14 protein-coding genes are annotated in these 12,945 nt (G+C 64.3%); 4 read left to right on the top strand and 10 right to left on the bottom strand.

Annotated features, from left to right (window positions below; genetic code table 11):
- Positions 1 to 3: 3 nt before the first annotated feature.
- Genes fni through AC5Y49_RS06800 form a run of 3 tightly spaced genes read right to left on the bottom strand, consistent with a single transcriptional unit; the run spans position 4 to position 2,113 of the window.
- A complete protein-coding gene (gene fni, locus AC5Y49_RS06810; RefSeq protein WP_499885164.1) occupies positions 4 to 1,050 on the bottom strand; it encodes a type 2 isopentenyl-diphosphate Delta-isomerase in 1,047 nt (348 codons plus the stop codon).
- Entirely contained in the window at positions 1,047 to 1,550 is a 504-nt protein-coding gene (locus AC5Y49_RS06805; protein WP_499885162.1) for a TspO/MBR family protein, read from the bottom strand. Before AC5Y49_RS06805 ends, fni begins: the two co-directional genes overlap by 4 nt.
- Positions 1,551 to 1,606: 56 nt before the next feature.
- Entirely contained in the window at positions 1,607 to 2,113 is a 507-nt protein-coding gene (locus tag AC5Y49_RS06800; protein WP_499885159.1) for a MarR family winged helix-turn-helix transcriptional regulator, read from the bottom strand.
- 74 nt (positions 2,114 to 2,187) lie between these two features.
- On the opposite strand from AC5Y49_RS06800, the gene AC5Y49_RS06795 reads away from it, so the two are divergent.
- Positions 2,188 to 4,338: an MMPL family transporter gene (locus AC5Y49_RS06795; RefSeq protein ID WP_499885157.1), complete on the top strand. Its 2,151-nt coding sequence runs from the start codon at positions 2,188 to 2,190 to the stop codon at positions 4,336 to 4,338.
- Positions 4,339 to 4,591: 253 nt separating this feature from the next.
- Here AC5Y49_RS06795 and AC5Y49_RS06790 read toward each other — a convergent pair whose 3' ends face one another.
- Complete coding sequence (locus AC5Y49_RS06790; protein WP_499885155.1) at positions 4,592 to 5,014, bottom strand: Hsp20/alpha crystallin family protein; 423 nt, start codon at positions 5,012 to 5,014, stop codon at positions 4,592 to 4,594.
- Positions 5,015 to 5,162: 148 nt separating this feature from the next.
- On the bottom strand, positions 5,163 to 5,783 hold the full coding sequence (locus tag AC5Y49_RS06785) for a PAS and ANTAR domain-containing protein (RefSeq protein ID WP_499886292.1): 621 nt from the start codon (positions 5,781 to 5,783) through the stop codon (positions 5,163 to 5,165).
- A 280-nt stretch (positions 5,784 to 6,063) separates the two neighbouring features.
- Between AC5Y49_RS06785 and AC5Y49_RS06780 the strand changes: the two genes are divergently transcribed.
- Together AC5Y49_RS06780 and AC5Y49_RS06775 are read left to right on the top strand one after the other, a co-directional pair.
- A complete protein-coding gene (locus AC5Y49_RS06780; protein WP_499885154.1) occupies positions 6,064 to 6,447 on the top strand; it encodes a MerR family transcriptional regulator in 384 nt (127 codons plus the stop codon).
- Between the two features lie 185 nt (positions 6,448 to 6,632).
- A complete protein-coding gene (locus AC5Y49_RS06775) occupies positions 6,633 to 7,259 on the top strand; it encodes a flavodoxin family protein (protein ID WP_499886290.1) in 627 nt (208 codons plus the stop codon).
- 12 nt (positions 7,260 to 7,271) lie between these two features.
- Here the strand turns inward: AC5Y49_RS06775 and AC5Y49_RS06770 are convergent, their stop codons facing one another.
- Positions 7,272 to 7,661 carry a PPOX class F420-dependent oxidoreductase gene (locus tag AC5Y49_RS06770; RefSeq protein WP_499885152.1) on the bottom strand — a complete coding sequence of 130 codons (390 nt, stop codon included), beginning with the start codon at positions 7,659 to 7,661 and terminating at the stop codon, positions 7,272 to 7,274.
- Between the two features lie 30 nt (positions 7,662 to 7,691).
- Complete coding sequence (locus AC5Y49_RS06765) at positions 7,692 to 8,429, bottom strand: acyltransferase (protein ID WP_499885149.1); 738 nt, start codon at positions 8,427 to 8,429, stop codon at positions 7,692 to 7,694.
- 261 nt (positions 8,430 to 8,690) lie between these two features.
- Here AC5Y49_RS06765 and AC5Y49_RS06760 point away from each other — a divergent pair, with 261 nt between their 5' ends.
- A complete protein-coding gene (locus AC5Y49_RS06760; protein WP_499886289.1) occupies positions 8,691 to 9,944 on the top strand; it encodes an outer membrane protein assembly factor BamB family protein in 1,254 nt (417 codons plus the stop codon).
- A 117-nt stretch (positions 9,945 to 10,061) separates the two neighbouring features.
- Here the strand turns inward: AC5Y49_RS06760 and AC5Y49_RS06755 are convergent, their stop codons facing one another.
- The 3 genes from AC5Y49_RS06755 to AC5Y49_RS06745 are packed head-to-tail and all read right to left on the bottom strand — an operon-like array spanning position 10,062 to position 12,938.
- Positions 10,062 to 10,754 (bottom strand): esterase, encoded by a 693-nt coding sequence (locus tag AC5Y49_RS06755; RefSeq protein WP_499885147.1) that lies wholly within the window; start codon positions 10,752 to 10,754, stop codon positions 10,062 to 10,064.
- Between the two features lie 58 nt (positions 10,755 to 10,812).
- Positions 10,813 to 12,012 (bottom strand): class I SAM-dependent methyltransferase, encoded by a 1,200-nt coding sequence (locus AC5Y49_RS06750; RefSeq protein WP_499886287.1) that lies wholly within the window; start codon positions 12,010 to 12,012, stop codon positions 10,813 to 10,815.
- Positions 11,970 to 12,938, bottom strand: coding sequence for a class I SAM-dependent methyltransferase (locus tag AC5Y49_RS06745; protein ID WP_499885144.1), 969 nt, complete (start codon positions 12,936 to 12,938; stop codon positions 11,970 to 11,972). Before AC5Y49_RS06745 ends, AC5Y49_RS06750 begins: the two co-directional genes overlap by 43 nt.
- Positions 12,939 to 12,945 lie beyond the last annotated feature (7 nt).

The following is a 12,945-nucleotide window of genomic DNA, read 5'->3' as shown; positions in this document are numbered from 1 at the left end:
GCGTCACGCGACAGGTGTCAACCGGATAGCACGCAGCGCCGTCAGCCCTGGGGTGCCGCAGCCGTGCAAGCAGATGCGAAGTTCGTCGATGAAGCGTTGCAGCCAATCCGTCACGGCGACAGCGGATTCGATCGCTGCCTCGAGAAGAGGGCCTGCGATTGCGACTACGTCGGCGCCGAGCACGATGGCCTTGGCTGCATCCATGCCGGTGCGGATGCCGCCCGACGCGACCAGTGGCATTTTAGGCAGCGCTTCACGCACCTCGATGACGGCCTGTGCGGTCGGGATACCCCACTCGGCGAGATGGGGATAGCGCACCACCCCGTAGCGGACCAGCTGTTCGACGCGCGACCACGACGTGCCCCCCGCACCCGCGACATCGATGGCAGCCACCGGTAAATCGGTACCCGACCGAGTCAGCTCCGCGACACCCGAGGCGCCGATACCATGGCCGACCTCCTTGAGCAGCAGCGGATAATCAAGCGCATCGGCGACGTCGTACAGATGACTGAGCGATCCAGCGAAGTCAGTGTCACCGTGTCGCTGCATTGCCTCCTGTAGCGGATTCGTGTGCACTGCGAGCGCATTCGCATCAACCCGATCGAGTACCTCCGCGATATTCGGTACCGCTTCCTTGGCCAACTGTGCCAAGCCGATGTTGCCGAACAGCAATACGTCCGGAGCCACGTCGCGGACCGCGAAGCTGGCTGCGGCCTGTTCACCCCGGACGTCGTCGAGCATGATCCGCTGCGAACCCAGCATCATTCCGATGCCCAACTCCTGCGCGGCGGCAGCCAGATTTCGATTGATGGTGCCGGAAAGTTCGGCGCCGCCCGTCATCGCTCCGATCAGCAGGGGCGCACGCAACGACGCGCCCATGAACTCAGTCGACAGGTCGATGTCGGCGAGGCTGGTCTGTGTCAATGCGTTGTAGGGCAATCGATAACGTTCCAGCCCGGTGGTCACACCCGTGTAGTTGACGTCGCCGTCGAGGCACACGTCGATGTGACGACGCTTGCGCCTGGCGATGCCGTCGGGTTCAACGGTCATCGTGAAATGGGCCGGCGCCGGCGATTGAGTACCCAGATATGCGTCGACAGCACTGTGGCGAAGAGGCACCACAGCGGGTAGAGGACTAACGGCGCCGCGCGCGGGCCACCCGCCGCGACCGCACGGCGGGTCAAGTCGGCGCTACTTGCGGTCAAGGCAGCCGCAACCGCGGCCGAGGTGGCCAGATAGTGGCGGTTGAAGAACAGCCACGACCAACTGCCATTGAGGAGCAGGTTGACGCCAAGTGCCGTCTGATACGCGCGGACTTGCTTCTCGTCATCGCTGTCGTGCAACTGGTCGATCGTGGATGCGGATACAACCGCGATATCGGCGTAGAGCGCCGGCCACACCACCGGAAAAACCTGTCGCGGCGGCTGATAGGAAGGCTTGCGCAGCCGCGCATACCAGTTGGATTGGACCGCAGGTCCGCTGGCCAATCCGCCGACTACCGATACGACGGCGACCGAGGCAGCCGTGGCGATGAATGTCGAGATACGCATTGCTCGTCTCCTCCCTCTTAAACTCGGTGTCGTATACCCGCCTGACTGGCGGCGTACTACACCGGCGGCGGCGACATCGCTGATGATGTGAGCTCGTCCTGAAACCGGCGCATCGCATCTAGGAGCGCAGTGAATACCCGGTGCCCCGCGACCAGCTCGGTGTCGGACACCTCCGCCATCGCGGCGTGGGTGTGTGCGGCCAACGGTGTGAAGAACGCAGCAGCGGTGTCGCGGCCGTGATCGGCATAACGCAAGATCACCTTCCGTCGATCCGCGGCGTCAGAGTCCCGCCAGATATGACCGGAGCCAATCATGCGTTCAACCAGGTAGGTGATCGCGGAGCCGGAAAGTCCCAATTTTTGCCGCAACTCCCCCGAGGTCAGTGGGCTGCCGCCCGACTCCGCTACCAATATGTGCAGCAGCGCGCGGAAGTCGGTGGCGTGCACCTGATGGGCAGCAGCGAACAATCGGCCGATCTGGTCGGATTCGGCCGAGAGAGCACGCGCGTCGGCCGAGATCAGTGCTTCCAGCTCCCGCCGGTCAGCACCCTGGTCGGGATTCATCAGAACCGCAGCATACCGCGATATGAACAGTTTGTTCAGTTGATTAATTTTTAAATGGATGAAATGCTTTCTCAGTGGTGTGGGAGCGCCTGTCCGCCGCCGTCACCGGACGTCGTTCGTGGCTGGCGGCTCTGGCGGTCGTTGTGGTCGCGGCTGCGTTGATGGCGTTGAGCGGCGGCAATAGCGCCGCTGGACAGTCACCGGTGTCAGTGCCCACTTCCTCGGATTCGGCCAGAGCCGCCGCAGCGCTTCATCAGTTTCCCGGGGGCGAGCAGAGCTCGGCGATTTTAGTGGCCGTTCGCAACGACGGATCGGCGCTGACGTCTGCTGATTTGTCGGCGGTGGAGCTGGCGCAAAACCGCATGCAACAGATCCCGCAAGCACCTCCCGGCCCGCGGTCGCCGATGATTGCATCGAGCGACGGCAAAGCGGCAATCGCGACCGTGCCGTTGAGCGGCGAGTTGTCCGGGTTCGACCTCAGCGACGCGGTGAAAACGCTTCGCCGAGTTGCGGCCGCCGGACTGCCATCAGAGCTGACCGCGCACGTCACCGGCGGGCCCGCGTTCGGTGCCGATATCGCCAACGCGTTTTCCGGCGCGAACGTAACCCTGCTCGCGGTGACCGCCCTCGTTGTCGCGCTGCTGCTGATTGCCACCTACCGTTCACCGGTGTTGTGGCTGGTGCCGCTGATGGTGATCGCGTTTGCCGACCGGGTCGCGACGGTGGTGGGCACCGAGGTTGCCAAGGCGGCCGGAGTTACGTTCGACGGCTCAACCTCTGGCATCACCAGTGTCCTGGTGTTCGGCGCGGGAACTAACTACGCGCTGTTGCTGATCTCGCGCTACCGCGAGGAGTTGCGCAACGAGGCCAATCATCGCGGGGCATTGCGGCGCGCGGTGCACGCGGCCGGCCCCGCCATCCTGGCCAGTAACGCCACCGTTGTGCTGGCTCTGTTGACGCTGATCTTGGCGGTAACTCCCAGCACCCGAAGTTTGGGTATCTGCGCGGCGTGCGGACTTGTCGTCGCAGCGCTATTCGTGCTGTTTGTGTTGCCACCGGTGCTGGGATGGTGTGGTCGACGCATCTTCTGGCCGTTCATTCCACACGCCGGTGACTCGCAGTCAACGACAACCGGCGCATGGCACCGCGTAGCGAACGCGGTGGGCCGGCGACCCGGCCCGGTGTGCGCCGTGGCGGTTACCGTCTTGGCGGCATTGGCCCTCGGCCTGCTGGGAACCCGCATCGGACTCTCCCAGACCGAGCAGTTCCGCGTTCGAGCTGACTCGGTCGCCGGATTCGACACGTTGGCCGCGCACTTCCCCGGCGGTGCATCCGACCCGACGGTCGTGATCGCGTCCACCCAGAGGGCAGGGCCGGTGCAGAAGGCCATCACCGCGACGCCGGGTGTTGTGTCAGCGACTCCCTCCGGCACGTCGCCCACCGGACAGACAAAGTGGTCAGTGGTGATCGATGCCGCTCCAGCGACCACCAGAGCGTTCGAAACCGTTGCGGCTCTGCGTAAGTCGACACGAACTGCGGATCCAGCGGCTCTGGTGGGCGGTCCAGATGCGCAAGCGCTCGATACTCGTGATGCCGCCGTACGAGATCGGCTCGTTTTGATTCCGGCGATTCTGGCGGTCGTATTGGTCGTGCTGTACGTGCTGCTGCGGGCGATGCTCGCACCGCCCGCGCTGATGGTTGCCACCGTGCTCAGCGCGCTGGCTGCGCTTGGCTTGGGCGGTTGGACCAGCATTCACCTTTTCGGTTTTCCGGCGCTAGACAACAGCACACCACTGTTCGCATTCTTGTTTCTGGTTGCGCTCGGCGTCGACTACACCATCTTTATGGTCATCCGCGCCCGCCAGGACACCCCCGACCACGGCACCCGCGACGGCATGATCCGCGCGGTCTCGGCCACCGGCGGAGTGATCACCAGCGCGGGAATCGTTTTGGCGGCGGTGTTTTGCGTACTAGGCGTACTGCCGTTGATCGTGTTGACCCAGCTGGGCATCATCGTGGGGCTCGGCATCCTGCTAGACACGTTCGTGGTTCGAACGCTGGTCATCCCGGCGTTATTCGCGCTGATCGGTGATCGGATCTGGTGGCCAGCTTTGCGCCCGCGCCCTGATAGCGGCACAGCGCCCCCCGACGACCGTGATCGACGAACGGTAGCGAGTGGATCGGCAGACGGGGGCCACTCGTCGGGTGGGCGTCATCGACGTTAGTCATTTCGGGACCAGCGCCGAAGGCCGCGTCTAGCCCGGGATGAGGCGCTGCAAGGCAGCATGTGCGCCTCACCCCGGGCCCCGACGTCATGCCGTCCACTAGGCGGTTCAGAGAGGCGATCAGGCGACGTCGCTATCGACGGGCTGTCTATCAAGGTTATTTGCGGACGGCACGACCATTGCCATTAGCTTTTCCGTTTATCGACGCATCACCTCCCTTGCGCTGCACGACATTCGTAGAAGCAGACCGTTGTCACGCGTTGATTACCGCCCGTTGGCTGTCGTGACTGATTTCGATGCGCCGCGGCTTCGCCTTTTCGGCCACTGGGACGATAAGCCGCAAGACGCCGTCGTTGTAACTGGCGTCAATTTTGTCCGTGTCGAGGTTTTCCCCGAGAAATAGTTGCCGGCTGAATACCCCACGCGGACGCTCAGCGGTCACCATCTCGCGGCTTTGGTCGACGTCGGGGCGCTCTGCCCGGACAGTCAGGACGTTCCGTTCGACGTCGAGGTCGAGGGAATCAGGCTTAACGCCCGGCAAATCGAACTCGACAATGAACTGCTCGCCATCTCGCCAAGCGTCCATCGGCATGACAGCTGGACGAGCCGCTGTGCCCAACACCTGCTGGGCGAAACGATCGAGTTCGCGGAACGGATCTGTACGCATCAGCACCATGTTCTACCTCCCCAGATCGACGCAGATCATCTATGTCTGCAGACATAGCTTTTATATATCATGTCCCGCAATAACGTGCAACCGCATGCTGACGAAAATTATTCGCCGGCAGCCGCTGCTGAACAGCCTTCCGGCGCATGCCGATCGTTCAGAAATTGCCGCCACCGGAGGGAGCAGTGAGGGTGAGCAACGCGTGGTCGACGCGCAACAAGCTGTCAGGCGACAATTTGGCGACGTAGGCATCGAGAAATCGATCGGCGACGTCACGAAGCTTCATATTGGTCTGCTGGGAACGCCACACGAGAATGTCGAACGCTCGGTCGGCGGAGATGCCGTAAGCAGCCATCAGTACTCCTTTAGCCTGTTCGATGCGGGCGCGCGATGCCGAAGCGGCCGCAACGGTAGTCCTGATGTCAGACTGCAGTGCTTCGGTGACATCGATGTAGAAGCCGCTGGCGCCTATCGGCGTGCCGACGCTGTCGGACAGGCGATCAGCTACGACGACGACCCAATGAGTTCTCCCGTTGGTGTCGGTGATCCGATGACGGCTACTGAAAGGCTCTGCCTTGAGGATGTGGCGTAGGCAGGCAGCCACTTGCTCGACATCATCGGGATGAGCATGCCGCAGCACCAGTTCGGTGGTCAGCGGCACGGATTGGTGCTGATATCCGTACATCTGAGCTACCGCCTCCGACCACTGCCAACGCTCTCCGTCGCAGAAGAATCGGAACCGCCCGGCGGGCGCCCCCTCTCCGGAGGCAAGCACCATCTGTATGGGATCAGAATCTTCAACCGGACCGAACGCCCGCACATCGCCGTTTAGCAGGGACAAACCGTTTACTGGAGCGGGGTCAGCAGATGCCCGCGCAGGTGCACCGGGACGGTGTGCTGACTGGCCGTCGAGCGGCGGCTTAATAACGTCCGACATACCGATTACCTCGCCTTAACAATTACAGTAATCTATGTGTCTTTATATAGATCATTTGGTAGCACATCTGATAGCCTCAGGCAAGTAGAAGTCATAGGTTCGCTGATGGACGGAGAAGTGGTTGAGCGACGATTCAGCATCTCGAGCCGCGCGTGGCGTGTACGGCATCTCCGTGGCTGCTGAGCTATCGGGTGTTGGGTCCCAGACACTGCGACTGTACGAGCGGTGGGGACTACTGAGTCCCTCTCGAACGGACGGCGGTACTCGCCGCTACAGCGACGATGATCTTGATCGCGTCAAACAGATCACGGGACTCGTCGACCAAGGCGTCAACCTGGCGGGCATCGCTCGCATATTGAACCTGGAAAGTCGAAACAGTCAACTGGAAGCCGACAACACGCAGCTACAGTCCGACAACGACAAATTCAGAGCTCACCAGTGGGCCGCTGCCGCAAACCAGCGCGGTAAGAGGGAAACAGACACGCCCGAGCGCGCCCAGCATTGACGGTCTGGACGCTAACACGCACGGCACGCTCATCGAACCTCAGTCCCCTCTCGTGCAGCATCGGCGCAGTTTCTCGTCCGGGACAAGTATTACTTCGAAACTTGTTGCTAGGGCTGGCAGTCGGATCCCTCAAGACCTCAGCTGACCTGTCGTTTGCCCACGCCGCGTTGGGGTACTTCGCCAATATGACCCCACCAACAGCGGAATCTCTGCACGCCATCGCGTTGATCTGCAGCTTGAAAAAGAGCCCGGCGCCGTCGAGTAGCGAGCTCATCGCGGACCAGCTGCTCGGCCATTTGAGCAACGTCGGCGTCGCCACCGAGAAGGTGCGGTGCGTCGACCTGACGCTGCTGCCTGGCGTCGAAAGCGACATGGGTCAAGGTGACGAATGGCCACAACTACTTGAAAAGATCACGACCGCAGACATCGTCGTGGTGTCTACGCCTACCTGGCTCGGCCACATGTCCAGCGTCGCACAGCGCGTCTTGGAGCGGCTCGACGCCGCGCTGTCCGACGAAGACGACGCCGGCCGGCCCAGAATGGTCGGCAAAGTCGCGCTGGCGGCTGTTGTGGGCAACGAGGATGGCGCCCACAAAATCGTCGCGGATCTGTTTCAAGCGCTCAACGACATAGGGTTCTCAATCCCGGCACAGGGCTGCACCTATTGGAATGGCGAGGCCATGCAAGGCACGGACTACAACGACCTCGACGATGTTCCCGAAGCAGTGGCAACTACTACCGAGGCCGCAGCGCGCAACGCTGTACATCTCGCCGGTGTTTTGCAGAAGAACCCGTACCCGCCCTACAAGTGAATCGTGCATCGCCTAGGCAGCAGCGGGTTTGATCTCCAGCCCGATGTGGACTTTGTCGATCCCGCCCCGCACGATCGTGTGCGGAACGAACCACCAGGCGTGCCACCAGTACCGCTTAATTACAGTTTCGTACACGCGTTTGGTCTCTGATTTAGGCAGCACCCGAGCGACCGCCTCGACGGGCTCACCCTTTGGGCTGCCCAGCACACCGCACCTTTGAATGGTCACCCGGGGCGTGTTGCGGATGCGTTTGGTTTTCCACGATCCGTCATCGGTGATCACCAGCAGTTGGTCGCCCTCCGGCGCGCCCCACACCGCGGTGGGCTTGGGCTTGCCCTCCTTGGTGAACGTGGTCAGCAGCAGATACTTGCTTCGGTAAACGTCGTCGAATGTCGGCGGCACTCTTCCAAAGTAGCCGGTATGGATCCGGAGTTAGCGGGCCGCCTTTTTCCGTTCGATGTCGGCCAGCGCCGCCGCCAGTTCGGCGCGCTCGGCGGCCGAGGTCTCCCAGGCCAGCTGCCGGTTTTTGACCACCTTGGCCGGCGCGCCGACCGCAATCGAGTAGTCCGGGATGTCGCCTCTGACCACGGCATGCGATCCCAGCACGCAGCCACGGCCGATCGTGGTGCCCCGCAGCACAGACACTTTCACCCCGACCCAGGTGTCCGGCCCGATCCGCACCGGGCTCTTGACGATGCCCTGGTCCTTGATCGGGAGCGTGATGTCGTCCATCCGGTGGTCGAAATCGCAGATGTAGCACCAGTCGGCCATCAGCACCGAATCGCCGATCTCGATGTCGAGATAGGTGTTGACGACGTTGTCCCGGCCGAGCACTACCTTGTCCCCGAACCGCAGCGAGCCTTCGTGGGCGCGGATCGTGTTCTTGTCGCCGATGTGCACCCAGCGGCCGATCTCCAGCTGCGCCAGCTCCGGGGTCGCGTGAATCTCCACACCCTTGCCGAGGAACACCATGCCGCGGGTGATGATGTGCGGGTTGGCCAGCTTGAACTTCAGCAGCCGCCAGTAGCGGACCAAATACCACGGGCTATAGGCGCGATTGGCCAGCACCCACTTCAGCGATGCCAGCGTCAAGAACTTGGCCTGGCGCGGGTCACGCAGCCGCGAACCTCGCCACCGGATATGCAGGGGTGCTCCCCACATGGTCGTCATGGCCGGAAATCCTAGCCTGACGCCGATGCGGGACGCAGAGCGTCCCGAGGAGAAGTCAGGCGATCAGACACAGTCCGGCGCCGATGCAGACCGCACAAGTCCCACAGGCAAGTCAGGCAATCAGGCATACGCCGGCCCTCCTCGGTTACTCTCGGCACCGTGTTCTGGCCGACGTCCGTCTCGCCGAGTGCGCAGATTGTGGCCCCAAGACGCGCCATCCTTCGTCATCTCCCCCGTACCCGCCACCTCGCCGCGACGGTGGTGATGCTCTTGGCGGTCATGCTGGCCGGATGCCACAGCACCGACTCGTGGGTCGACGCCGCGTCAGCCCCGGCTTGGCCGGCCCAATACGGCGATGCCGCCAACAGCAGCTACACCCCGACAGCCGGGGCCACCACGTTGAGCCTGCGCTGGACCCGCTCGGTCAAAGGCAGCCTGGCGGCCGCCCCGGCACTCAGCGGGCGCGGCTGGTTGGTGTTGAACGCCCAGACTCCGGGCGGCTGCTCGCTGATGGAATGGGAGAACGACGACAACGGCCGACAGCGCTGGTGCACCCGGCTGTTTCAGGGCGGTGGATTTTTCGGTCCGCTCTTCGACGGCTTTGACAACGTCTACATCGGCCAGCCCGGCGCGATGCTGTCCTTCCCGCCCACGCAATGGATCCGCTGGCGAGCGCCGGTAATCGGAATGCCCTCCACCCCAAGGTTTCTCGAGGATGGCCAGCTGCTGGTGATCACCCACCTGGGTCAGGTACTGGTATTCGACGCCCGTCGCGGCATCACGGCCGGCAGTCCGTTGGACTTGGTCGACGGGGTTGACCCGACCGATTTCACCCGCGGGCTGTCCGATTGCGCGCCGGCGCGTTCCGGTTGCCCGGTCGCCGCGGCGCCGGCGTTTTCGGCGGCCAGCAAAACGGTAGTGGTGAGCCTATGGGAGCCGGGCGCAGCGGCGCCGGTGCTGGTCGGGCTGAAATACCACCGAGGTCAAAACCCGCTGCTGACCCGGGATTGGACCAGCGACGCCGTCACCGCCGGTGTGCTGGCCAGCCCGGTGCTGTCCGCCGACGGTTCGACCGTCTACGTCAACGGCCGCGACCAACAGCTATGGGCGCTGCATGCCTCCGACGGGAAGCCGAAATGGTCGGCGCCGCTGAAGTTCCTGGCGCAGACACCGCCCGCTGTCACACCCGGCGGGCTGATCGTGTCCGGCGGGGGCCCCGACACACAACTGGTCGCTTTCAAGGACGCCGGCGACCACGCCGAGCTGGCGTGGCGCCGCGACGACGTCACCCCACTGTCGTCGTCGAGCCTGGCCGGTCCCGCCGTCGGCTACACCGTGGCCCGCAGCGGGGACAGCATGTCGCTGCTGGTTTTCGATCCGAAGGATGGTCACACCCTCAACAGCTATCCGCTGCCGGAGGCCACTGGTTACCCGGTCGGTGTGGCGGTCGGCAACGATCGCCGCGTGGTCGCCGCTACCAGCGCCGGGCAGGTGTACAGCTACGCCCCGGGCTGAGTCCCGCCAATCGCGCCGAGTCTGCGCTCACTGCGTCGACCCTGCGCACAGCGCGCACGTTGTCAACGAATTGCGCACTACACGCAGTCTCGAGGGGCGTCGACTGGTGTAGCCGACCTAAATCGCCAGCGGCGGAATGGCGTTGCGCGGCACCTGGGCCTGCGCGGCACCGGCGAAGGGCGGCAACAGTTCTCCCGGCGCAAAGTAAAAGATCAACTGGTCGTCGGTGATACCGAAGTTCTGGTAGTGCGACGAGTCGAGGCCGGAGCCGGGCTGGATTGCCGCGCCCAGCCCGGTCTGGCGTCCCAGGTCGCGCTGCACGATCGGATAGATGGCATCCAGCGGCTTGCTGCCCGGCGCGAACAGCGTGTCGAACGTGATCGGCTCGTGTCGCTCGAGGTCGTAATTGAACCCTTTGTAGAAGGTCGACGGGCGTGGGCCGCCGACATCTTGGAATATCTTGAGCACCACGCTGCGGGTGCCCTTCGGCGGTTGCCCGGAGCGGTACTGCTCAGAGGTCACGTCCATTTGGTAAGGCTGGTCGCGCGGTCCGGACGTCTGCACCACACTGACGAACCCGTCCCGGTTCTGAGTCAGGTAATCGACCAGCGCTTGCTGGTCGGGGTAGTCGACCGGAAGCCTCATGTCGAGGGTGTAGGTGGCATTCGACGTGTGCACGTGACACATCTGGCCGCTCTCCACGCTGCCGCCCAGGCTGGCGCACGACGGATCTGCCGCCGCCACCGGCCCACCCGGCCAGCCCACCAAGGCTGCGGCCGCCAGCACCGCGGCCACCATCACATTGCGCATTCACCCTCACAAACGGAAAGACGGCGCAACCGCCGTCCACGAGAGCCTACCTGGGCTCTCACCGCGACGAACGACAAACGAACGCCGTCACACTGCTGGTCCTGCCTGAGCCGATACGGGTGATGACCGCCGCCAGCGGTTGTTCGCCGCGCAGCCTGAGCCGTTTGCGCAAGGCGTCCGGATCGACATCCACACCGCGGATCAGAATTTCCAGCGCGCCGCAGTCCAGCGCCGCCAATGCCTGCCGAAGTCGTCGCTCATCGAAGGGCAACTGGTGCAGGACCTCGAAACCGCGCACGGCCGGCGGCAGTCGGTCGCCGGACAGGTAGGCAATGTCGGGGTCGAGTTGCCACAACCCGTGCCGCGCGCCGTAATGGCGCACCAGGCCCGCCCGCACCACCGCGCCGTCCGGGTCGACGATCCAGCGGCCGACCGGCCGTACGCCGCAGTCGTCCGGCTCGGCGTCGGTGATTTGTTCACTGCGGTCAAGGAGACTGGCTCGCCGCCGCACGCCCGCTTCGGCCAAACCGGCTGACCACAAGCACGCTTCCCGAACCGACCCGCCAAACGAGCTCACCTCGATCTCGCCGTCGAAGCCGAGCCGCCATACTGCGTCGAAATCGATTCCGGGAGCGCACTTTACGACGATGTTTTGGCTGCGGTAGACATCGAACAACTGGTCCAGCGCGGGTTGGTAGTCGCGTGGATTGAAGCGCCGGCGCCCTCCAGAGCGCCGGGCCGGGTCGACGACGACGGTGGTGCCGCGGGTCACCGGGTGCAGCGCGTCGGCGCGGCACAGATCGGCACCGCCGGCCAGATTGTGCCGTGCCATCGCCAGCCGTACCGGGTCGATGTCACTGCCCACCACCCGGGCCGCCGACCGGCGCAGGGCAGCGAGTTCGGTGCCGATCGAGCAGGTCACGTCGTGTACCAGGAGGCCGGCCAGCCGCTGCGCCCGGTGCGCCGCCACCGGCGCCGCACTGGCCTGCTGCAGCGCTTCGTCGGTGAACAGCCAGTCGCCGGTCCCCGGCAATTTGGCCCCCGCGCGCCGCCGCAGCAGCACCGTTTCCACCAGGGCCGGTGTGCGGTCTCCGAAGCGCGCGCGGACCGCGGCGATGTCGGCCACCCGGTCGGTCAGCGGCAACGTGGCCACCACGCCCAGCGCCGCCGAACCGGCGTCCGACGTCAGGTAGCCGACGTCGTCGAGCCCGAAGTTCAGGACGGCTTGGTCCCGGTGATCATCACGTTGTAGAACCAGCCCTTCGGCACAACCTGCCGCCAGAGGTGCTCGTCGACCCAGCTCAGCGCTTTCCAGCTACCGAACGCGAACTTCGCCCAGTTCCACCCGAGTTTCCCCGGCGGCACCGTCGACTCGAAGGTGCGCACCGGCCAGCCCAGCATCGCGGCGGTGAACTCCTCGCTGGCGGTAGCCACCTGCACCGCGCCGGCGTTAGCCGCCATCCGCTCCAAATCGCGCGGATCGAAGGTGTGCAGATCGACCACCCACTCCAGAGCCGCCGCCCGGGAGTTCTCGTCGAGCTCGGCTTGCGGGCGACGCCAACTGCCCAACCCGGGTAGCTTCATCGCCCGGATGGTGATGTTCCAGGTCAGGTCGGCCAGCGCGCGCGCGTAGCCGTTGCCGACGGAGGTGGGCTCACCGGCGAACACGAACCGCCCGCCCGGGCGCAGCACCCGCAGCACCTCACGCAACGACAGCTCGACGTCGGGAATGTGGTGCAGCACCGCATGGCCGACCACCAGGTCGAACGTGTCGTCGTCGTACGGGATGCCCTCGGCGTCGGCGACCCGCCCGTCGATGTCCAGACCCAACGACTGGCCGTTGCGGGTGGCGACTTTGACCATGCCCGGCGACAGGTCGGTCACCGATCCGCGGCGCGCGACCCCGGACTGAATCAGGTTGAGCAGGAAAAACCCAGTGCCACAACCTAATTCGAGGGCACGATCATAGGGCAGCCGACGGATCTCGTCGTCGGGGACGATGGCGTCGAACCGGCCGCGAGCATAATCGACGCAGCGCTGGTCGTAGGAGATCGACCACTTCTCGTCGTAGTTTTCGGCTTCCCAATCGTGATAAAGCACCTGAGCGAGCTTGCTGTCATGCCGGGCGGCCTCCACTTGCTCGGCCGTGGCGTGCGGCTGGGGAGACGGATCGATACTCGTCATGGTGCCC

This window comes from Mycobacterium sp. NGS62 (assembly GCF_059812285.1).
The sequence above is the reverse complement of the archived record's forward strand: the minus strand, read 5'-3'. Positions and strand labels throughout refer to the sequence as shown.